This window comes from Streptomyces sp. NPDC048504 (assembly GCF_043200035.1).
Classification (GTDB): domain Bacteria; phylum Actinomycetota; class Actinomycetes; order Streptomycetales; family Streptomycetaceae; genus Streptomyces.
This window is the reverse complement of the sequence record NZ_JBICXA010000020.1, coordinates 152,852-174,030: the sequence shown is the minus strand read 5'-3', so window position 1 is coordinate 174,030 and position 21,179 is coordinate 152,852. Positions and strand designations below refer to the sequence as shown.

19 protein-coding genes and 1 pseudogene are annotated in these 21,179 nt (G+C 62.1%); 5 read left to right on the top strand and 15 right to left on the bottom strand.

Annotated features, from left to right (window positions below; translation table 11 throughout):
• Positions 1 to 60 precede the first annotated feature (60 nt).
• On the top strand, positions 61 to 1,290 hold the full coding sequence (locus ACGFY9_RS39860) for a class I SAM-dependent methyltransferase (RefSeq protein WP_393762595.1): 1,230 nt from the start codon (positions 61 to 63) through the stop codon (positions 1,288 to 1,290).
• A gap of 485 nt (positions 1,291 to 1,775) precedes the next feature.
• Here ACGFY9_RS39860 and ACGFY9_RS39855 read toward each other — a convergent pair whose 3' ends face one another.
• Positions 1,776 to 2,114 (bottom strand): helix-turn-helix domain-containing protein, encoded by a 339-nt coding sequence (locus tag ACGFY9_RS39855; protein WP_393762593.1) that lies wholly within the window; start codon positions 2,112 to 2,114, stop codon positions 1,776 to 1,778.
• Positions 2,115 to 2,262: 148 nt separating this feature from the next.
• On the opposite strand from ACGFY9_RS39855, the gene ACGFY9_RS39850 reads away from it, so the two are divergent.
• Together ACGFY9_RS39850 and ACGFY9_RS39845 are read left to right on the top strand one after the other, a co-directional pair.
• Positions 2,263 to 3,357 (top strand): hypothetical protein, encoded by a 1,095-nt coding sequence (locus tag ACGFY9_RS39850; RefSeq protein ID WP_393762591.1) that lies wholly within the window; start codon positions 2,263 to 2,265, stop codon positions 3,355 to 3,357.
• Positions 3,354 to 3,680, top strand: a complete 327-nt coding sequence (locus ACGFY9_RS39845) for a hypothetical protein (RefSeq protein ID WP_393762589.1) — start codon at positions 3,354 to 3,356, stop codon at positions 3,678 to 3,680. Before ACGFY9_RS39850 ends, ACGFY9_RS39845 begins: the two co-directional genes overlap by 4 nt.
• 355 nt (positions 3,681 to 4,035) lie before the next feature.
• Here ACGFY9_RS39845 and ACGFY9_RS39840 read toward each other — a convergent pair whose 3' ends face one another.
• From ACGFY9_RS39840 to ACGFY9_RS39800, 9 genes are all read right to left on the bottom strand, one after another.
• Positions 4,036 to 5,451, bottom strand: coding sequence for a tyrosine-type recombinase/integrase (locus ACGFY9_RS39840; RefSeq protein ID WP_393762587.1), 1,416 nt, complete (start codon positions 5,449 to 5,451; stop codon positions 4,036 to 4,038).
• On the bottom strand, positions 5,451 to 5,630 hold the full coding sequence (locus ACGFY9_RS39835; RefSeq protein ID WP_393762764.1) for a helix-turn-helix domain-containing protein: 180 nt from the start codon (positions 5,628 to 5,630) through the stop codon (positions 5,451 to 5,453). The genes ACGFY9_RS39840 and ACGFY9_RS39835 overlap by 1 nt, the downstream gene beginning before the upstream one ends.
• 128 nt (positions 5,631 to 5,758) lie before the next feature.
• Positions 5,759 to 6,583: a replication-relaxation family protein gene (locus ACGFY9_RS39830; RefSeq protein WP_393762585.1), complete on the bottom strand. Its 825-nt coding sequence runs from the start codon at positions 6,581 to 6,583 to the stop codon at positions 5,759 to 5,761.
• 115 nt (positions 6,584 to 6,698) lie between these two features.
• Entirely contained in the window at positions 6,699 to 8,873 is a 2,175-nt protein-coding gene (locus tag ACGFY9_RS39825) for a type IV secretory system conjugative DNA transfer family protein (protein WP_393762583.1), read from the bottom strand.
• Positions 8,874 to 9,358: 485 nt separating this feature from the next.
• The gene (locus ACGFY9_RS39820; RefSeq protein ID WP_393762581.1) at positions 9,359 to 9,853 is read right to left on the bottom strand and encodes a hypothetical protein; all 495 of its coding nucleotides are present in this window, start codon (positions 9,851 to 9,853) and stop codon (positions 9,359 to 9,361) included.
• Positions 9,854 to 9,974: 121 nt separating this feature from the next.
• Positions 9,975 to 12,230, bottom strand: a complete 2,256-nt coding sequence (locus ACGFY9_RS39815) for an SGNH/GDSL hydrolase family protein (protein ID WP_393762579.1) — start codon at positions 12,228 to 12,230, stop codon at positions 9,975 to 9,977.
• 252 nt (positions 12,231 to 12,482) lie between these two features.
• Complete coding sequence (locus tag ACGFY9_RS39810) at positions 12,483 to 12,974, bottom strand: DUF3846 domain-containing protein (protein ID WP_393762577.1); 492 nt, start codon at positions 12,972 to 12,974, stop codon at positions 12,483 to 12,485.
• A 173-nt stretch (positions 12,975 to 13,147) separates the two neighbouring features.
• Positions 13,148 to 13,477, bottom strand: coding sequence for a hypothetical protein (locus ACGFY9_RS39805; protein WP_393762575.1), 330 nt, complete (start codon positions 13,475 to 13,477; stop codon positions 13,148 to 13,150).
• Positions 13,478 to 13,819: 342 nt separating this feature from the next.
• The gene (locus tag ACGFY9_RS39800; RefSeq protein ID WP_393762573.1) at positions 13,820 to 15,352 is read right to left on the bottom strand and encodes a recombinase family protein; all 1,533 of its coding nucleotides are present in this window, start codon (positions 15,350 to 15,352) and stop codon (positions 13,820 to 13,822) included.
• 49 nt (positions 15,353 to 15,401) lie between these two features.
• On the opposite strand from ACGFY9_RS39800, the pseudogene ACGFY9_RS39795 reads away from it, so the two are divergent.
• Positions 15,402 to 15,608: pseudogene (locus ACGFY9_RS39795) on the top strand (endonuclease NucS domain-containing protein); the annotation flags it as partial.
• 108 nt (positions 15,609 to 15,716) lie between these two features.
• Here ACGFY9_RS39795 and ACGFY9_RS39790 read toward each other — a convergent pair.
• The 3 genes from ACGFY9_RS39790 to ACGFY9_RS39780 form a co-directional block, all read right to left on the bottom strand.
• Positions 15,717 to 18,233, bottom strand: a complete 2,517-nt coding sequence (locus ACGFY9_RS39790; RefSeq protein ID WP_393762571.1) for an ATP-binding protein — start codon at positions 18,231 to 18,233, stop codon at positions 15,717 to 15,719.
• Positions 18,234 to 18,472: 239 nt separating this feature from the next.
• Entirely contained in the window at positions 18,473 to 18,796 is a 324-nt protein-coding gene (locus ACGFY9_RS39785) for an STAS domain-containing protein (RefSeq protein ID WP_019060737.1), read from the bottom strand.
• Positions 18,797 to 18,941: 145 nt separating this feature from the next.
• Complete coding sequence (locus ACGFY9_RS39780; RefSeq protein ID WP_393762569.1) at positions 18,942 to 19,790, bottom strand: 3-hydroxyacyl-CoA dehydrogenase family protein; 849 nt, start codon at positions 19,788 to 19,790, stop codon at positions 18,942 to 18,944.
• A 205-nt stretch (positions 19,791 to 19,995) separates the two neighbouring features.
• On the opposite strand from ACGFY9_RS39780, the gene ACGFY9_RS39775 reads away from it, so the two are divergent.
• Positions 19,996 to 20,568, top strand: coding sequence for a cob(I)yrinic acid a,c-diamide adenosyltransferase (locus ACGFY9_RS39775; protein WP_393762567.1), 573 nt, complete (start codon positions 19,996 to 19,998; stop codon positions 20,566 to 20,568).
• A gap of 7 nt (positions 20,569 to 20,575) precedes the next feature.
• Here the strand turns inward: ACGFY9_RS39775 and ACGFY9_RS39770 are convergent, their stop codons facing one another.
• The gene (locus ACGFY9_RS39770; protein ID WP_393762565.1) at positions 20,576 to 20,845 is read right to left on the bottom strand and encodes a type II toxin-antitoxin system RelE/ParE family toxin; all 270 of its coding nucleotides are present in this window, start codon (positions 20,843 to 20,845) and stop codon (positions 20,576 to 20,578) included.
• The gene (locus ACGFY9_RS39765; protein ID WP_393762563.1) at positions 20,842 to 21,123 is read right to left on the bottom strand and encodes a type II toxin-antitoxin system Phd/YefM family antitoxin; all 282 of its coding nucleotides are present in this window, start codon (positions 21,121 to 21,123) and stop codon (positions 20,842 to 20,844) included. Before ACGFY9_RS39765 ends, ACGFY9_RS39770 begins: the two co-directional genes overlap by 4 nt.
• Between the last annotated feature and the right edge of the window lie 56 nt (positions 21,124 to 21,179).

Genomic DNA, 21,179 nt, shown 5'->3' with positions numbered 1-21,179 from the left:
TTACATGGTTAGCATGTAAAGTTCAATAGAAAATGTGAGCCAAGGAACAACTTAACACCTATGCACTATTTTAAACATTCCCAACTCGTCGAAAGGTTCCACGTTTCAAAAAAGACCGTTTCCAATTGGATTGATGCCTCTAAGGCAGGCCAGAACCGGTTGAAGCTAGTAACTCACGGCAAGTTCACCCACATCCTCGACAGTCCCGAAAACGTGTTGATCCTGGAACGGCTTGCAGAGAAGGCGCGGCGCTACCAATCCGGCCAGTACAAGAAAATTCAGCCAAAGCCTGAGTTTTACACCATTTTCAGCGAGCACCAGCGTGCCGACATCATCAGGAGCATGAACAGGGACCGCGAGATTCCCCGGCAGTACGGCTACATGAAAGACGGAGCGACGAACTGGGATAACTGGTTGCAGCGCTTGGCTAATGAGGAGTCCCCGAATATCCTGAAGGGCACGGTTGAGTTGATCCAGAAGAACATGGAAACGCTCTACTGGCTCCTAGAAGGAAACAAGCGGGTAAACGTGATCGACCTCGGCGCGGGTAACGCCTACCCGGTCAAGGGTTTGCTTGGCCACTTGATTGAGCGTAATCTGCTACACCGCTACATTGCTGTTGACATCAGCCCGTCAATGCTGGATCTTGCCAAGCATAATGTGACGGAGTGGTACGGCGACGACGTGAAATTCGAGGGCTACGTCCGTGACATCAGCTATGAGCGCTTTGATGACCTGTTGGTCGACGACATAGAGGTAGAGGAGACAATCAACCTTGTCTTGCTACTCGGCGCTACCCCTATGAACTTCCGTTCTTTCACGGATGTGCTGAATCCAGTACATGCAAGCATGGGGCAGAATGACCTCCTCATGTACACCGGAAAGCCCGACACCGAGATGGCTCGGCGGTACTTCGACTTTAGCTTTACTCCCGGTGCGGGCAAATTATCGCCAAGCCACAAGTACATCCTTGACCTCTTAAACATCGACGAGTCTCTGTACGACGTCGAGATGGGCTTTGATCCGGTGCAACGGATGCGCTATATCCGCATACGGATGACGACTTCTGTGACGATTGAGTTTGACTCCAGAGGAACGAAGCGTAGCGTCCCCCTAGAGAAGGGCGACACCATCTTGTTGCTACGCGTCTGGCACTTGTCTGCGCTTGAGGTCATCAGCGAGTTTGAAAAATCCGGCTTCACCCTCTTGCAGTCGAGCCTCACGAAGGATCGGCAGTCGTTCTTGTCCATCTCTGGTGTAGAGGCTCGCAGCGACAAGGAGCGCATGTAGCCGCCGAGCTACCCCGACGACCAGCCACACCCCCGCACCCTTGAACGCCCCGTCGCCCAGCAGAGCGCGGGGTGCTGTTGTGCCTGCGGCCTGGATCGCCTCGACTACCGCGCCCGCCGGCCTCGGGCTGGGTCGCTCCGATTAACGACCGTCCGCGGCACCGGTCTGAGCGACCACACCCAAGCACCGCTAGGCCCTCGGGTAGCTTCGCCAGATCCAGCGACCTGGCCGGCTGCGCTTTGGAACAGCAGTACCTCGCCACGAGCTCGCGGTGTCAGGTGACGACCCAACAGGGGATGACAGCAGGGCACTTTGGATACCCCGGCCCCAGAGGCTGTGGCCGGCGTGTGGTTGGTCGAGTGGTTCCAAGCGTGCTCATGCGGGAGTTGAGAGACTGCCTCGCAGGAATCCGGGACGTCGCCGGTGACTTCGACGGAAGCGACTGAACGCTCCGCACCGATGACCGCCAGGTGCTGCTTGCGCGGCTACTGCTCCAACCGCTCTAGTACAACCCGCATCGACACGCCAAGCGTTCGGGCGACGTAGCGAAGCTCGATCACGTCGAGTCGGCGCTCGCCGGACTCGTACTTGCTCACGAACGACTGCGGCACGTCCAGCTCGGCGGCGACCTGCACCTGAGTCATGCCCGCCTCAAGTCGCAGTGCGCGGAGTAGAGCACAAAGCCGCTGGTACTCGGCTGAGTAGATCGACTTCTCCACCGCCTTACCGCATCGTGCAGCTTGCCGATATCCCAAAATCGGATATCGTGTGGCTCGTGTCCGAACGGGCACCCCGTGGCTATCGACAACGAGGAGGTGTGGCATGAGCGCGATCATGAGCGGTGGCGGGGGCGGGGGCGGCTGATCTGCCCCGTCGGAACATAGAGAAAGCCCCTGGGCGTCGTTACCGCCCAGGGGCTTTCGTTTGCCTATTTAACAACATGCGGCTTCTTGGTATACTTGATCTTGAAGTATGACAAACCCACTCGACCAGCTCTACAAGACGAAGTTACAGCTCATCGCTGTGCTTGCGGTTGTGGGCGGGATTGCTTGTTTGATGCTGGCACATTGGTCGACGACCGCATCTGTACCGGCGTGGCTCACTGTGTTGCCGCTCTCAGAGATCGGCTCCACTCTTTTTGGTACCGGCCTGTTGGCTGTGTTCTTCGAGTACGTTGATCGCAAACACGGAGAAGAACGCACCGACCAACGTATCCGCGAGGCCGTACGGAAAGAAGCACCGGCAATACGTGACGCTGTGCTCGACAGCTTTGCCTTCAATGTCACAGCACTGAAAGACGTTGCCTCGGACGAGACACTCGACCGGATTGCAACCAACGCTCTCGGTCTGCGTCTTGGGGATCAGAAACTTGCCCAGGAGGCGTATGCCGATCTTCGAGACCAGATCATTCAATCACCGGAGCGTTGGCGTGACGTTGACGTATCTGTCTCACTGACGCCGTGGGCCGAAGGTCCTGTGTCAGGCAAGGGGTCGATGTTTGTTGCCACTATTCGATGGGAGTACAAGGTACGTCCAGCTAGCAGCACTATGCGCTTTGCTTGTATCTCCGATATGGCTGAGTACCGTGAACTCCTTCGAGATCAGACGGTTGCCTCTGCTTGGTTCTTCGACGAAACCAATGGATTGAACGCGGGAAACAAGGAAGCGTTCGAGCTGCTTCAACTGAGCCTCGATGGGCGTAGTCAAAAGATCCGGCGAACAGAGCGCAAGGGGGCGCAGTTTTACACTGTCAACCTGGGAACGACAGCCACGACCGGGGATGAGGTCACCGTCTCCTATACGTACCGCGCACTCGTACAGCGACACGGACACCTTCTCTATCTCGACCTCCCCAGGCCGACCAAAGGTATTCATGTCCAACTTGCCTACGAAGGCACAGGAACTCACTACGTTAACGTGCTTGACTATTTCTCGTCTCCTAGCGCATCGCGAATCGAGAAATCCCCAGAATCCGCCTCGATCAGAACCATTGACGTGAGCTTCGATGGGCAGATATTCCCACGGGCGGGCATCGCGTTCGTGTGGGTGCTGGACGAGGAGCTATGACAGAGGATCTCGTCTCTATAGCTTCACTGGCAAAGAAGCACGGAGTTAGCAAGAGCACGGTGCGGAGAAGAGTGAAAGAGGGGAAGCTTTTCCCTGGAGCTAAAAGGGTAGAGTATGATCACGGCCAAGCGTGGCTCATCCCGCAACGTGAGGCGGAGAGTGTTTCGCTTGAGGATCTATCCCCGAGACCCCGCCACCAGAAACAAGGCACCAGCTACGCTCTTGAACGGACGCAAAACATTAGCTCAACGCTTGAATCTCTGGACGAGAGAATTGCAGTGCTTGAGCGGCTCCTCCCCAAAATCCTTGCTGGCAAGAGTTAGCGTTCTCGTCGAGGTGTAGCGGCGGTAGCCGAAGACGGCACGTGAATCCAGCACACTCAGCGACGCCGATGGATGCTGCCTTCTACGCCTCGTGTCCGGCCGCGCCGTTGATCTCGTCGAGCAACCTCGCTGCCCGGCACCCTTGAAACACCCCGTAGCCCAGCAGGGCACGGGGTGCTGTTGTGTCTGCGGCTGGATCGGCTCCATCTACCGTCCCCGCCGGCACCGGGTTGAGTCGATCGGTTCCAGGAGAGGCCGCGGTCGCCGCTGGTTGCGTACACCCACGCCGAACAAGGCGCGGGGATGGTTGTTGCCTCCTTGCACCTATGGCCGGCTGCTGGTTGGTGGGCGCGACCTACGCGGCCAGCTCGACGTCGTCACTCCTGGTGTTTTTGACGACCATTTTGACGACAACCGCACCGACCATCCAGCGTCTGCGCTGGTCTCGATAGGCCGCATCCACCTCGGTAGCGCGGGATTTCACACTTCCGTGCGCTTTCATGGCATGGAAGAGGCCATCGGTTCGAATCCGATATGCTCCACCAGAGATGATCTGTGCAAGTCGGTCAACAAAACTCTGTGTTTGACGACCATTTTGACGACAACCAGTGTCGTCGATAAAACTACTCAGCAGTCCAGGGCGAACGCTCTGGACTGCTTTCGTGTTGGTTGGCAATAGGGCCCCCGCCAAGCCTTGCAGCGCATTACGTCGAGAGTCGGCATCGTCGTGCTGGTAGACCTCTTGGGTTGTGACGATCCGAGAGTGGCCGAGCAGCAGCTGGATGTCGCGGTCTGCAACGCCCTGTTTCTTCAAGAGGGTAGCAACGGTGTGTCGTACCCAATGTACTGGAATAACACGCAGCCCATTGTCTTTGCAGAGCTTCTTGAAGTCGCGAAGAAAGTTGGTCGGCTCTATCGGGTTGCCCGCTGGTGTCGTAAAGACGAGCCCCGTCTTTGTTGGGTGCTTCTCGTACTGATCCGCCAAAGGAGGCAGCATGTGATCAAGCAGCGGTAGGTCGCGTCGGCTCTTTGTGGTTTTTAGCGGCCCAATCAGGATTTGGCGACCAACTCGCTGGAGTTGCTGACGAACATGAATCACTCTGTTCTCAGTGTCAATATCCTCCCAGTGAAGACCAAGCAACTCGCCTTTGCGTAGCCCTGTGGAGAAGAGCAACTGATACGCGGCATATAACCGATGGCCACGCGCAACATCGAAGAACCGAGTCACCTCCTGCATACTCCAGGGGTTGATCTCCTTGCGTTCCTCGACAGGCAGGTCTACCAATCGAGCAACATTTCGGCTTACTAATTCCTCCTTCTGAGCTCGCGTCAGAGCGGCGCTTAATACCTTACGGATGACGTGAACGTTCGATACAGAGGTTCCCTCGGCAAGTATTTCGTTCATGTAGCCCTGCACAAGAGGAACAGTTAAACCGTCCAGGGCTCGACGGCCGAGACCTGGCTTTAGGTAGAGACGTACCATCGTCTCGCACTGTGCATATGTAGCTGGTCGTCGCTTCATCTTGACGAAGCTCTCTAGCCAGTGGTCAAGGTAATCACCCAACAGCCATGTCTTGTCGGATACGGGCATTCCCTTGGCGTTCTGCGCCTTCAGTCGCCCCAGCTTTTCCTTAGCCTCGGCGCGGGTCGCGCCATAGGCGCTAACCCGCTTCTTTATTCCGCTGGTAGTGAGGATGTAACCTTTCGCTTCCCAGCGTCCATCTTTGCGTGGAGTTACTGACCCTTCGCCGTTTGCATTACGGCGGGCCATCAGGCGAATGACTCCCGCCAAAGCTGCATGACGTACTGACGGAGGGCTTCCACCGGTATGAACCGACGGCTCCCTATCAGTACGGACTTCAGCTGCTTCGTGTTGATTAAGTCGTACACTTTTGACTTGCTGATGTTACCCAGTCGCTTCCGCACCTCTGGGACGGTCAAGAGTTGCATACCGTCCTCGGCGCCATTGGTAGCGTTGAGAATCACTTTCTCATTCATTAATAGTTCTCCTTCCAGTTAAACTCATTTCGTTCGGTTTGTTAATGGTTAGGGTGGCCCGCGAGCGTGTAGTTTCCACATCATGCGGCGACTCCTTGGTCGGAACCGCTTAACAGCTGCGGACCGTCATCGAGGAGGCCGACGTCAAAGAGGGCCTGGCCATCGAGGGCGAGCTTTCCAATCACGCCCGCGATCCGTTCCCGTCGGTGCTCGGTTTCCACCAGCCAGACGACCTTCGGGAAGACGCCGCGCCACTGTTGCTCCGTGCCGCTACGCCAGTAGTCGATGTACCGCTGTGACTTCTTCTGGATCGTGGGCAGCGTCTCGGTGGACAGGTCGACCTCGACGAAGGCGCTGTGCTCGATAGCCGCGCGACCTATCGCGACGAAGGCGTCCGGCTTGACTTGAACCAACTCACCGCCGCTTCCGGTGAAGTGACGCCAGGAGGCCGGCTCGGCGTCGTATGCCAGTAGATCGCCCTGACCCAAGCGGTGCTGCTCGACGAGTTGGACGTACAACTCAGTGACGGCGAGCATGTGGTCTTGGAAGTACGGTTTCGCCTCCCACACACGGCGACGCTTGCCGCCAAGTGGACCGCCCGTTTCGACGACGGCTTGCCCGAGGCCGCTGAGTCCGTAGATGTAGCCGGACGAACCCGCACGCACGCCCCCGATGATCCGGGAGAACCTCGTCACGACGCCGAGCGTCGTAAGCCGCGTCATCATGAGCTGGGCGCGACGGGTTCGTGCCCGAGGCGATCCATCCACTACGAGGAGCCGCTGTAGGTGGCGCAGACTTGCCAGGCGTACCCGCTGCAAGATGCCCAGGACGGCGAGATCACGCGGGCTGAGCTGTCGACGCAGCCGGGCCACCCGCGCGTTTTGTTGCGAGGAAGGTTTCACCATAGGAAGACCTCTGTAGGTGAGATATTCGCTGGCGCTTGCATGGCTCCAACAGAGAGGAAGCGACCAGGGCAACCGACACGATGCGAAGTGCGGAGCGAACCACGAAGCGACGTCATCATGACTGCCTCCGTGGCATCTGCCCGATGGGTCCGTCTGGGTGTCGGTCATCACCGTTCCAGCGCTGACGAAGTGCAGCGTCGAGGCCCGCGCCGTCAACCCCGTACCGCGCCGCACTCTCGCGGCGAAGGTCGACGGGATCACTGAGCGCCTGACTGTCGGCTGGAAGCGTGCGGATCAGGAAGGGGTCAGACGGACGGCGATTCACCAGGACTTCGGCGTACGCCTCGTGCGCATCGAGGAGTGACAGATCATCGGCGACGAGACCGCCTCCAAGAACGGTGGCAAGGCTGGCTGCGTCCTCGGTGCTAGGGCGGAAGACGACACGGTTACGAGCGTTCGCCGTGAGACCAGCTCGCATCTTCGGCGGGAGCTGTGCCAGGTGCTGATGTGCCACCGTGAGCCCAACACCAAGGCCGCGCGCCTGGGCGAACATGTCGCCAAGGTCTACCGGCAGTCGCAGGTATCGCTGGACTTCGTCGATCACCGCCATGACGGGATGGCGTTGATTCGTCGCCACCAACGCTCGCCGCTGCATGGCTTCGTAGAACTGCATCATCAGCAGCGCACCCATGAGCTGAGCAGTCTCGGCTCCGATGACCCCTGTATTGAGGTTCACTAGCACGATGCGCGGACGATAGAACAACTCGTCCAGCGCGAACCGCGGTGACGCTTGACCCAGCAACCTACGGATGGCCGTGCGGCTTAAAAAAGCCCGGGTCTTGTTGAGAACCGGGCTGATCACTTGTTGGCGCTCGGCCTCTGACAGACCGTCGTACCAGGAGAAGAAGGGAGCGAGGACAAGGGCATCGTTCACCTCGGCGAGCAGTCGGCGGCGAAACGTCGCATTGGTGAGGAGCACCGGCAGATCCGCCAGGGTGCCGTGGTCACTTCGACTCAGTGCCACCAGTCCGTGCATGAGGACATCGGCGCTTCGTGGTCCCAGGCTGGTGCCGTAGAGCTCGCGGAACAGATGCAAGAGGTGGTCGGCACGCTGTTCGGCATCCTCGGATGAACCCGCCAGTGGGTTGAAGCCGACGACTTCTTGCGCCTGGCCCGGCTCGATGATGACGACGTCTTTACGACGCTCCGCGGGCACGCCGGCGAGGATCGCTTCTACGAGGTCGCCGCGTGGCTCAAGAACGAAGACACTTCGCCCGGCGCGGACGTCGGCATGGAGGAGCTTCGCCAGCAGCGTTGATTTGCCGCTTCCTGTTGGCCCGACGACGTGCACATGGTGCAGAGCACTATCCGTCGGCAGCGTCACCAGTTGATCGCGCTGACTTGGGTGCAGGCCGGCGCCGAGGACACGCTCGTCCCGTTGATGGGTCGCATCTACCGGCACCAGCAGTGCGGATGGGGCCGGGTACTGACGGCCGTGCGTCGTGCGTCGCTGATCCGCTCGCTCTACCGGCCAGCCAATCACCGTGGCGAGTTCGGCGACGTTGAGGATGCCCGACCACCGGTTGTTCGTGGTGTGCGCCAAGTCGAGCTGGTGAACGCTACCGACGCTCGGGCGTGTGATCCAGAGCTGCGCATGGCTGCTGCTGGCAAGTTGGAGTGCTTCGCCGAGGCGGCGAACGAGGATACGGGCGGCATCAAGGTTACGGGCCCGCGCACCGATCCGGCCCCGTACTAAAAGAAGCGGCTCTGAAGCTTTGTGCTTCCAGAGCCGCCGATCGTCTGCTGTCTCCTTGGCGACAGCGACCAGACCAAGGGAACGAGCGATGCTGAACCGCTCGGGCCTGTGGTCGCGTGGCTGCACCGACCCGATGACCCACTGGACGGCGACGGATTCGCCCCGTCCGAGGGTGCTCATAATTTCGAGGAGTCCAGCGGTAACGCTGGGGGCCATGTCTGTTCGCAGTGCTGTCGTCAGGCTCGATACCCGGACGTTGGCAGCGACCATCGGTACCGGTCGCGACGGCTGATCCAGCGGAACCAGCACCAGGCCGGGGAGCTGCGCTTGCAACTGTCCTGGCAGCTCGTCACTGATCTGGTGGTCGAGGCCGACCAGCCAGCGAACGTCGCCACCAGATGATGCCCGAATCTCAAGGACGGTGGCCGGCGTGCGCTTGAACCAGCCGACCAAGGGGCGATACGCGAGCGGCTGGAGTGTCCGCACCACGTCGGCTGCGGCGAGCTCGTGGGGGAAGTGAATCTCGAACCACACGAGGGCGGATGCGCCGCTTCGGGTTGGGATGGTGGTTGCTGCTATAGGCACCCTCCTTTCTAGTTACACGATGGTCCGACGAATCGAGAGACAGTCAAAGCAAGGCCAACGCCTGGTAGGTGCTGGTGTGCTGAGTTACTGCTCGGCTCGTCGATTGGAAGCAACTATTCGCGGTGACGGCTGTTGCCGATCGGAATGGTTGCTCTACGACCTACTATGCCGAAGAGGGATGGGGTTTTGATGAGAACTGGTTGAGCGAACGGTCCATAGCTGTCTGAGTTTCTGAACCGTACGCAATGAAACGTGTTCTCGCACAAGCCTTGTATAACCAAGTACCCCACTATTAATGGTGACACAGTTGGCTTAAAAGTTGAAGACTTCAAGTATATTGCACAACAAAACTTCCTGCAACGCTAGCGCTGGTTGATGATGAGAAGAAAAAACGCCACCCAAGGGGTGGCGAGTATACGCGAGCGCTTCACTAGCTAGGATTTTTTAGGCTTGATCCAGAGACCTGCCAGCCCACCCAGGGCCAGCCCTGCCCAGATGAGGAGCGAGAAGGGGTTAAGCAACAGGACTGCGATCATCACGCGGTTGTTGTCCATGCAGCTGGACTGCACACCCATGAAGCCAGTGCAGCTATTATCGTTACCACCTCCGAACCAGAAGACCACAGCCAGTGTGAACGTGATAGCTAGAACCCACGAAACAACACGTACGTATTTTCGGATTGCTTCGCGCCTAGCTATTTTCCAAGCGGATAACAATCCGAAAGTTGCAAGTAATGCGGAAACCAGCGGCTCGATGAAAGTGAAGCTAAATGCTCCCGCCATCGAGGCAATGAGCGTAAATGTGCCAAAAATTACCAGGAAGATCGCTGGCACTATAGCGAAATCGAGGGTTCCTGCTTGCGTTGATGAAGTCTTCTTGGCAGGAGATGCCACGTTGGTCTTGGGTGTTGATGATTTAGTTCTAGCCATTTACCTCCATCATAACAATTGTCGAATACATAAACAATATCGAAATGAAGAAGCCCCCAGTCTCATGCTGCTTGAATGGCAGCTCAGAGACTGAGGGCGTTGGCTCTTCAGTTCTTACCAGTTACCCGGCGTTGATGGCGGCACCAGCAACGGTGGCGTAGCCCTCGTACCCCAGCTTGTTGGGGTGGAAGACGTACTCCAGACCGTTGAACGCCTGATCTACGTTCTGGAACCAGGACGAGCTTGCGGTGCCACACACCTCGTGACCGTTGAACGGCGAGCCCGTCCCGTCGAGCGGGACGTAGACCAGACGCTGGTTACCGGCGTTCATGGCACGAACGTCGTTCACCTTCTGCTGGATCTTCGCATTCAGCTTGGTCACGATGTCGCGGGCACCATGTACGTCAGCCCACTTGTTGGTCGTGTTGCTGTTGTCGTACATGTAGAAGCATCGGTTGTCGAAGGCATCCAATGCCGCCTTGTTCGCGATCACCTGCGGATAGCCCAGCACGTACACCTTGGCGTTCGGCGTCTGCTGGAGGATCTTCTTGTACGTCGCCTCCAGCTTGGCAGGCAGCGTGTTGTTGATCTCGTTGAGCGACGCGTTGTATGCGCTGCTACCTATGGCGCAACTGGCCGTCACGCAAGCGGTACCGAGGTCACCGAACTTGATGTCGTTCCCGCCGATCGTCATGGTGACGAGCTGCGTAGAACTGTCCGGCCACACGGGAAGGTCGAGCTGGGTGCCCTCGTTCCACTGCGGTGCGTCCGTGATGTTGTCGGTCACTGCTCCGGAGCACGCCCGGAATCCGTTGCTTCCCAGCGACGGAATCTTGGCACTCGTGCCGGAGATCAGACGCGGGTACGCGTAGTCACTCCGGTGGCACTTGTTCAGGTTCGGGGTGTCAGTGCCAGCCTCGAAAGGCTCGACACCCTCACCCGCAGAGAACGAGTCACCGAGTGCGATGTAGGACGCCGCTGGACGCGGCGCCTCGTCGTAGATCACCCCACGCGGGTAGTCCAGGCCGAGGCCCGTCACCTTGATGGGATACATCTTGATAGCGCCGGTGCAACTGGTGGTGCACTGCTGTGCGTTGAAGAACAACACGCCCTGGGTAGAGCTGAGGGTCATCGAGTTGAGGTAGTACCCCGTGACGCTCCCCGAGTTCTTGTCCAGGTTGCCACGCATCGTCTGGTTGTACATGGCGACAGCGTTGCCATTCCCATCGCCATTGCTGGTGAACATGGCGATGGAAATGCCCTCGACGTACCCGTTTGACGGGTCGTTAGTCGCGAGCTGACCGTTCCGGGCGACGGCAACGTTTCCGTTGACGTCGACCTTGATGTACGGCTCGCCGAATGAGTTGCCGCTGGCGTCGTTGCGGGGGAGATTCTCCCTCCACTGCACGATGCCAAACGCGTTCAGCTTGACCAGGTTGTAGGCCGTGTACCCCGTGTCCGCGCCGAACTGATCCCTTTCCTTCTCGCGAAGGTAGACGAGGGTGCCCCCGTCGGGAGTGGCGTATGCATCGGCGGAGTTGACGTACGCCCCGTTTACTGACGCGGTGGCCGTCCATGCCACCTGCTTCCGACCGTAGTCGTAGGCAGAGACGTTGGCACTTCGCAGGCCGTTGGACTCGACGTAAGTGCTGTAGAACTGCCTGCCACTTGCGCTGATCTGGCTGACGCCGGTCTTGACCTTGGCGACACTCGGCGGACTGCCGAGGTTGACGCCGCCATAGCTGTAGAACGTCGCGGTAAGACCTTCGATCGTGACGATCCCGTCCTTGAGTGCCAGCAGCTCAGTGCTGCAACTCGCGTTCGTGACGGGGACGTCCAACACCTTCTTCGGCTGCGTCGTGCCCGGCTCCACTTCGGGAGTCAGGCCGATCAGCCGACCGTTGTTGTTGATGGCGTAGACGTTGCCGTCCGCGCCCATGACGGGGCGAGCCATGTAAGAAGTGCACCCCAAGGGGTACTTCCACTTCAACGTGTTACCCCTGTACGCCAGCAGGTTCGGGCCTTGATCCGGCGCACCGTAGAGATCGCCGTTCTTGGCGACCGCCACGTTGTAGATGCAGTTGGCGACGCCGTCGATGGTGCTCGTCGCGGAAAGTTCCCGCACGAGCTGACCGGTCGCGCTGTAGGTCTTGAGGTTCTTCTTCGTGCCGTTGTCATTGACACACGGCACCGTCACGCTCCCATCGGGGCCTGTGACGATGCGCTGTGTGTAGTTGCTGGCACCTACCGGAGAAAACTGCGTCTCCGGAATGGACTCCGCTGCCACGGCCGTCCCCGAAGAGACGAACGTGATCAACGTCGCCAGCAGACCCGCGAGAGCGAGCGTTACCGAAGTGCGTGTGCGCTTTTTGCGCATGATGGCTTACACCACCTTCCTGATTGCTTGGTTGTGAATGAACGAGGAACGAAAAAAGGGCGGCTCACGCCTGACGGCGGAACCACCCTCGAAACATTCCTTTTTAACTGAAGAGCCGAGACTATTTATGACATCATTAGCTAGTTTTGCAAAGAGTAGAATTTACAACGCTCTTGGAAGGGTGCGAGGAAATAGATAAGCCCCGTTCCAGCGACCCCTACGGATCGCCAGAACGGGGCGCTTCACCGGCCGCTACTCGGCGCGGATGACCCGGGCATTCCTCACGGTGGCGTACGTCTCCTCGTGGATGATCGCGTAGTTGTATGCCTCCAACCAGTCGGTGAATGTAATCGCCTTACGCGACCACGGGCCTTCCGGGTGGTGCAGAAACTCCACGCCGTACGTCTTGGTGTCGAGAAGCAGCTCGATCAACTGCGGCGGCACCGACTTGGTGAATCCGCGTCCATCAGGTGCACCGGTGAGGATTGCATCCCCACTGATATACGCCTGGCCGCGGAGCCCTTTGGCGTGCTGCCACAGCAGGACCGTGGCGCGCATGTTGAACGGGAGCGACCAAAGCATTGCCTCGTCGTTCGCAAGGAACGAAGCCGGCGGGCTGTCGAGGTTGAACGCCTCGTATGAGCCGCCGACGATGCCTTGAATGGTTTCTACGTTCTCTGCGTCGACGTCAACCCGCTTGATGGGCTGCTCTTCGTTGCAGGGGAACAAGATGCCGGTAATCACGGGACCACCTAGGTTCTCGACCGTGGGACTGCGTCTGGAGTGACGGTCGTTTCACTCCAGAGGTGAACCTCACGTGGCCAAGTTGATGAGCCCCGCCCCGATGACCCTTTCGGGTCACCAGGACGGGGGATTTCCGCATTGCCGGGAGCGTTGGCAGATACGGAGCTGGGGGGTTAGCTGCCGTTTCCGTTGCCGACCTTGGTTCCGGGGACGCGGCCACGGGTGCCGCGTGCGTCCTTCAGGACCTGGGGCATGTCGGTTGCAGCCTTGTTGAACTCCTCCAGGGGCACGTACGCGTCACGCTTCTTGCCGTCGGGCGTCGTGATTTCGAGGATCACGAGGTCATCGCTGATGTCCTTGAACGCGCCCAGCTCGGAAGCGAGTACGTCCAGCGCCTTGGGCTGGTCGATGTCCGGGTGCTGCCGGACGACGACTGCGGCGAACTGCTTGTCGCTGCCCTGCTTACCGCTGAGGTCTGAGACCTTCTGACTGACGATTGCCATCTTTCTGCTCCACTCGGTGTTTCGGTGCTCGGTCGAGGGGGGTTCCTCGGCCGTACTTCTATTACGCCAAATGGAGCTGACAGAGCGTTTGGGATGATTGTTTCTCGGTGTTTCCGGGTGACTGATATATAATAAAAAGTATATGAAAGATGGTTTTGACTTAGCTGCATACATGAAAGCGTCCACGAAGAAGAGTGGCGTTCCACTGCGTCTCAAAAACAAGAGCGTCCTACGCGCGTTGGCGCGTCTCTTGAAATAGTACCGCCAGGGGACTTTCTGGAAAAACAATGAACCCCTCACCCGGCTTGGGTGAGGGGTTCATTGTTGGTGGCTACGACAGCCTTACACTTTCCACTGAATCTCGATCATCTCGATGTCGAAGCGCCACTGCTTGTAGCGAGGCTTCCCGCCACCGGGGTGGACGATGACCTTGTCTATGAGCAGCCCCACTATTTTCCGGCGCCAGCCGATGTCAGTGTTGTGCTCCCACGCTTCTCGGATGGTCTGGCCGATCGGGATGCCGACGACGGCACGCTTGGTGCTGTACTTCTCGACCTCACGTTCCGCGTTCTTGAGCGCAACCTCTCCGGAAGCCTTGGCGCGCATGAACTGGTCTCGACTCAGGTCGTCGGGGTTGTCTCCGTAGTAGCCGTCGATCAACTCGTCGAGCTTCTGCTTCTTGAGCTGCTGCGTGTCGAGCGCTGCCTTGAGCTTGGCTGAATCTTCCTCGTTCTCGGCGAAGATGGCGGCGAACTCGGGACTGTCCAAGCGGAAGAGGACAGCTTCACTGATGAAGTCCTCCATCGGTTCGGCCAGTCGTGACACCCCACTACATCCAGTGCGCTTGCCGTACGCGTCATATGGCTTGCACTTGTAGCGCGGCTTGTTGGGTTGGCTTGGTCGGTCACGCTTCATTGAGCCGCCAAGCAGGGAACCACAGGCACCACAGAACACGAACCCGCGTAGAAGGTACTTGCGCGGGTTGCCTCGTTGCTCGCGCAGTTGATCGTCACCGTTCAGGGCAGCTTGGAGCTTCTCCCAGGTGACCGCGTCAAAGACAGCATCCCAAACAGCCTTGTAGTGGACGCCGTTGTGCTCACGGATGCCCTTGCCTGACTCGTCGAACGGTGCGTAGCGCACGCGGCGCAGCATGTTGACGATGGTGGCTTTGGTCCACCGACCACCCTCGGCAGTCTTGATGCCGCGTTCATCCAGGTCGGCCATGATGGACAGCACCGATTCGCCCTTGATGATCCGCTCGGCCATCTCGTGCATGACCTCGACGTCAGATGCGCGGTGGTCGATGCCGTTCTTCTCGAAGCCGTACGCACGGCGCCCACCATTGGGCATCCCGCGACGAGCAAGCGCAGCCTTCTTCATGCGTACGCGGTCTGAGATGTTGTCGCTCTCGCCAGCAGCAGCGTTCACTGCATCGCGGACCGCCTTGCGTCCGGCGCTGGTGCGGAGGTCGTAGTACCCACCGCGCGTGGTGACGACCGTGTGGAAGGTGGTCTTCTTCGACCACACCAGGTCGATGAGAACCTCGGCCTCAAGCGGCTTGCGGAAGAGGCGCGTTACTTCAACGCACAGGATGACGTCGACACCGTTGGTGCGGACGAGGTTCATCAGCCGCTCGAAGTCCTCGCGGACTTCATTGCCGTACGCCGACGCTGAGATGTCGTTGTCTTTGAAGCTGCCGACGAGCGTCCAGTCAGGTCGAGTCGTCCTAAAGACTGCGCACTCGTCCAGTTGGATGCCGACGTTCTCGCCCCTCAGATCGGGGTCTTTGGCGTCATCTTCAGAAAGTCGCGCGTAGTCGGCAACGCGCTGAAGTGCAATGGTGATTGGGACTGGTGGGGCTTGGATGGTACTCATACGCCGAATGAACCTTAATGTCCGTATTATACCATTCGGCGGTACCTTTGGGAATACGGACGGCGTGGAGCAACTCACGCGCTATCTGGAGCTGTTGAACCGCGATCCCCACCTCGCCCCGGTCCGCGGCATCTTCGCCGCCCAGGAGATCAAGCCCCAGGCCCGCGTCCTCGCCACCGACCGCGGCATCGGCTGCACGGTCCTCGACTACAACGCCCTGCGCGGCATCGAGGACGACAAGCTGCGCCTGTTCTGACCGGACTGCGACAGACTTCGACAGACACTGGCTTCGCTACGACGAAAAGGGCCGGTTCCGATCATCGGAACCGGCCCTTTCATGTCCTACGGGACTGTCGTACGGGGGTCAGATCACGGCACCCGCACTACTCGACGTGTCCGCGCTCGCACTCTCGGGCGCGGCCGAACTGGTCGTGTCGACGGGGGCACTTGAGGCCGCGCCGCTTGCCGAGGTCTCGGTGGTCGGGGCGCTGGACGACTCCGACGGCGAAGGCGAGCCGGTGTCCGAGGGCGGCGGCGAGCTCTGTGACGCCGTCGGGGTCGGGGGCGTCGACTTCGTCGGGGTCGGGCTCGACGAAGTCGGCTTGCTCGTCGTGGACTTGGAAGGTGACGGCGTGTGCGACCCGCTCGTCCCGCTCGGCTTGTCCGAAGGCGTCCCGCCACCATCCGTCGGCGTCGGGTCGTCCGACGTCCCGTAAGTCCCGTCCGGGCCCGGGTCGGTGGGCCGGCTGGTCGCCGTACCGGTGTCCTTGCCGCCGTTCTTGGCCTTGTCTGCGCCGAGGCTGTCGTCGTCGGTGCCCTGGCTGGCGGACGGGTTGACGCCGACCTTGTCGGACGGGTTGTCGGCGTTGTTGTTCGACGTGGCGCCGAGGGTGACGACCGTGCCGAGGACGGCGGCGAGCAGGACGCCCGCGCCGGCGGCGACGAGGTTGCGCCGGGCGTAGCCGCGCAGGCCGCCCCGGGCCTTGTTGTGGGGCTTCGGGGGCGAGGACTGGTGCGCGACGAGGGTGTAGGTGTCGCCGGGCGGCTGGAGCGGCGGGAAAGGCGCCGGTATGCCGCCGGGCGGTGACGCCGACTCCTCGTAGCGCGCGTCCGGTACTTCCTCGCCGGCCGTGGCGCCGAGGCCGAGCGCGACGCCGGAGCGGTCGGCGACCAGGGCGAGGGCGCGGCGGCCCGCTACGGCGCCGCGCTTGTCGGCGGCCTCGCCGCGCAGGCCGATGGACGACTCCAGTTCGGCACGGGCCCGGTCGAGGTCTCCCTCGCAGAGCGCGAGGACGCCCAACTCGTGCTGGAAATAGGCCTGTTCACTCACATCGGCGGCGAGCTGCGCGGCCTCGAAGCCGGAGCGCAGCACCCGCTCCCAGGCGCTCCAGTGCAGTCCGGCGGCGAACGCGGGCGCTGCCGTGCGGGCGAGATGGACGGTGGTGCTCTCCTCGCCGTCGCCGGGCGGCGTCGTCGCCGGTACCAGGGCGACGAGCGCGGCGAGCAGGGCGTCCGCCTCGGCGCACACACGCGCGGGCGTGACCGAGGGGTGCCCGGCCCACCAGGAGTAGTGCAGGGCGGCGATGAGGGCGCCGGACGCGACGTCGTCGCCGTACCCGGCGGCCTCCAGCTGGGTCTGGACGCCGGCGGCGAGCCGGTAGCGGGAGCCGACCGGGGAGACCAGTCCGCAGCCCGCGAGTTCACCGAGGGCGGCGTCCGCGTGGGTGTCGCCGACGAGCGCCGGCAGATGCGCCTGGTGCGGCACCTCGCCGCCGAGCGCGACGGCGAAGCGCAGGGTGGCCCGGGCCGAGGTGCTGAGCCGGGAGGCGAGCAGCGGCGCGGGCGCGGCGGCCTCGCCGAGGGACGGCAGGGGCGCTGCGTCGCCTTCGTCCAGGTCGAGGGGCGGGGCGTCGAAGGGCGCGTCGACCGGGGGAGCGTCCTGGAAGACGCCGAACTCCTCGACGGCGCTGGTGCCGACGCGCAGTTGGTCGCGCTGGCGGAGCAGGGCGCCGGCCTGGACGAAGCGCAGGGGCAGGCCCTCGGACTCGAAGTAGAGGTCGCCCGCCCAGTTCGCCTCCTCCTCGGTGAGGACGCGGCCCACGGCATGTTCCAGGACCTCCACGGCGCCGGGCCGGCCGAGGCCGCCGAGGAAGACCTCCTCGATCGCGGAGTCCGCGGACGGCGCCGGGACCTCCGGGGTGGCGGCGATCAGGAAGGCGCACTCGGGCGTCGCGTCGAGGAGTTCGTCGAGGGCGGCGGCGCCGAACTCGATGTCGTCCAGGACGACGACCGCGCCGATCTCCCGCGTCAGCGCGAGGAGTTCCTCCCGGCCGGGCCGGTGCAGGGGTGCGTCGTAGACGGCGTGGAAGAGGTCGTGGAGAAGGTCGTCGGCCGTGCGGTGGAAGCCGGTGAGGCGGATCACGCCGTCGGGGGCGAGGTCCAGGCAGTCCTCGGCGACCAGGTCGAGCAGGCTGGTGCGGCCGGAGCCCGAGGGACCGGTGAGGCGTACGGAACGGCCGCGGGCGAGCAGCCGTACGAGACGCTCGCGCTCCTCCTGGCGCTCCAGGAGCGGCAGTTCGGGGCGGTTCAGGCCGGGCGGGACCGGCGGTCTGGCGGCGCGGGCCGCCTCGGCGCGCTCGGCGGCGCCGAACTTCGCGGGCCGGCCGGGCCGCTGTCCCGGCGGGCAGACCTCGATCTCGCTGCCGTCGACGGGGTTGACGGTGAGCAGGAGGTCACCGGTGACCAGCTGCACGGTGCGGGCGAGTGCGGGTGTGTGCTGGCCGAAGTCGGGTGTGAGGGGTTCCCGCGGCGGGCGCTGACGCGACGACGTGTCGTCGCCGTCATGGCCGTACTCCTCGGGTCCCCGGTCGATCGGGTCCATAGGTCCAAGCCCCCCAAAAGCGTCGTGTGCGGGTCGACAGGACCCAAGGCCCCTCCCGGCCTTGTGCACACCGCGCTGTCGCTTCTGGTCCGGGCCCGCTCGAAGGGTTGTAAGGCAGCGGGCGACCGAACCCTAAACCTTCGCACAGTATCTACGACAGCCCGGGGTACCGCGCCGTCCGAGACGTCACAGTCTCATGAGGATTGTGCGCGGTACAGGATCACGCTCTGGGTCCGGGATCACACCCTGGGAAGGGACTCGACCCCGATCCCGCCCTCGATGGCGAGGATGCGGTGCAGCCGGGTGGCCACGAGCAGGCGCTGCATCTGCGGCGGTACGCGGCGCAGCACCAGGCGGCGGCCGCAGCGGCCGGCCCGTCGGTGGGCTCCCATGATGACGCCGAGGCCGGTGGCGTCCCAGGAGTCGAGCTCGGACAGGTCCAGCACCAGATCGCCGACTCCGTCGTCGACGGCCGAGTGCAGGACCGTACGGGCGTCCGCCGCGCTGCGGACGTCGAGGCGGCCCCCGACGACCAGCTCGACGTGGTCGCCCCTGATGTACATATGCGCTCCCCGTGAGTGCGGTGGCGTTCTCCGTGATGCAGGTGATGCAACCTCTGACTGCGTGAAGTGCCACGAGGTTGCCGTCTGTGAGCGAACCGATACCGAATTCACCCCTGCGTGTGATGGGGCAGGGGCGTGTGCGGTTTCAGTGCTTGTAGAAGCCCTGCCCGCTCTTGCGTCCGATGTCACCGGCGTCCACCATTCGGCGCATCAGCTCCGGCGGGGCGAACTTCTCGTCCTGCGACTCGGTGTAGATGTTGCTCGTCGCGTGCAGCAGGATGTCGACGCCGGTGAGGTCCGCGGTGGCCAGCGGGCCCATCGCGTGACCGAAGCCCAGCTTGCAGGCGAGGTCGATGTCCTCGGCGGTGGCGACGCCCGACTCGTACAGCTTCGCCGCCTCGACCACGAGGGCCGAGATGAGACGGGTCGTCACGAACCCGGCCACGTCACGGTTGACGACGATGCAGGTCTTGCCGACGGATTCGGCGAACTCCCTTGCGGTGGCGAGGGTTTCGTCGCTCGTCTTGTATCCGCGCACCAGCTCGCACAGCCCCATCATCGGGACCGGTGAGAAGAAGTGCGTTCCTACGACGCGCTCCGGACGCTCCGTCACGGCCGCGATCTTCGTGATCGGGATGGCGGAGGTGTTGGAGGCGAGGACGGCGTCCTCGCGCACGATCTTGTCCAGCGCGCGGAAGATCTCGTGCTTGACTTCGAGCTTCTCGAAGACGGCTTCGACGACGATGTCCGCGTCGCCGACCGCGTCGAGATCGGTGGTCGCGGTGATGCGGCCGAGGGCCGCGTCGGCGTCGTGCGCCTCCAGCTTCCCCTTGCTCACGAACTTGTCGTACGAGGCCTTGATGCCGTCGGTGCCACGCTTCAGGGCTTCGTCGGTGACATCGCGCAGGACGACGTCCCAGCCCGCCTGCGCGGAGACCTGGGCGATACCGGAACCCATGAGTCCGGCGCCGATGACGGCAAGCTTCCGTGCCACTGTGCGACTCCCCTTTGAAACGCTTACAGCGTGTATCCGTATGCCTCTCGGCGGACACTAGCGAAGGTGCGGCGCTGTGTGACCGGTTAGTAACGCGCGTCACGTCTCATCTGACGGACATCACACCGGCACGGGTCATTCGACCGCCCGTACGGCCTAGTTGACCCCCTTCGCCGAACCCCCGGACCCTAACTACGCTGGCCGCATGGTCAATCTGACGCGCATCTACACCAGAACCGGCGACCAGGGCACCACCGCCCTCGGCGACATGAGCCGGGTCGCCAAGACCGACGTCCGGATCTCGGCGTACGCCGACACCAACGAGGCGAACGCGGCGATCGGCACGGCCATCGCCCTCGGCGCCCTCTCCGAGGACATCGTCAAGGTCCTCACCCGCGTCCAGAACGACCTCTTCGACGTGGGCGCGGACCTGTGCACGCCGGTCGTGGAGACCCCGGAGTTCCCGCCCCTCCGTGTCGAACAGTTCTACATCGACAAGCTGGAGTCGGACTGCGACCACTTCAACGGGCAGCTGGAGAAACTCCGCTCCTTCATCCTCCCGGGCGGCACCCCGGGCGCCGCCCTCCTCCACCAGGCGTGCACGGTCGTACGACGGGCTGAGCGCTCGACGTGGGCGGCGCTGGAGGTGCACGGCGAGGTGATGAACCCGCTGACGGCGACCTACCTCAACCGCTTGTCCGACCTCCTGTTCATCCTCGCGCGCACGGCCAACAAGGAGGTGGGGGACGTGTTGTGGGTACCGGGCGGGGAGCGCTGACCGACAGTCAGAGGCGCCGGTAGATCTCCCGGCGATGCCCGACCTCGACGACGAGGATGACGAGCTTGCCGTCGTCGATCGTGTAAGCGATCCGGTAGACACCGACGCGTAGTCGGTACAGGTCGTCGTGGCCCGACAGCTTCTTCACGTCCGCGTCCTCGCGGTACGGGTCGTCGCCGAGGCGGCTCAGCGCATGGAGGATACGCAGAGCCGTCGTCTGGTCGATGACCTTGAGCTGGCGGCGGGCGGCGGCGGTGAACTCGAAGGCGTACTTCACGCCACGTCCGGGGCCGACGTGCCGAAGATGTCCGCGAGCACGTCCGCGAGGGTGGCGCGCGGTGCGTCGCCCTCCTCGGCGAGAGTCCGCAGAGCCTTCCGCGCGAGCAGCTCGTCGGCCGCCTCCTCCAGCGCGTTGTACTCCTCTATGGGCACGATCGCCGCCACCGCGGCGCCACCGCGCGTGATGACGGTCGGCTCCCCCTCTGCCGCGTGGTCAAGGAGTCGCGCCAGGTTGGCCCGCGCTTCGCGGACGGATACGGATGCGGAATCGTCCATACGGCCAGTGTACTCGCCTTCGTGTACACACGGGGCGTCGGCGACCCCGGCTGCCA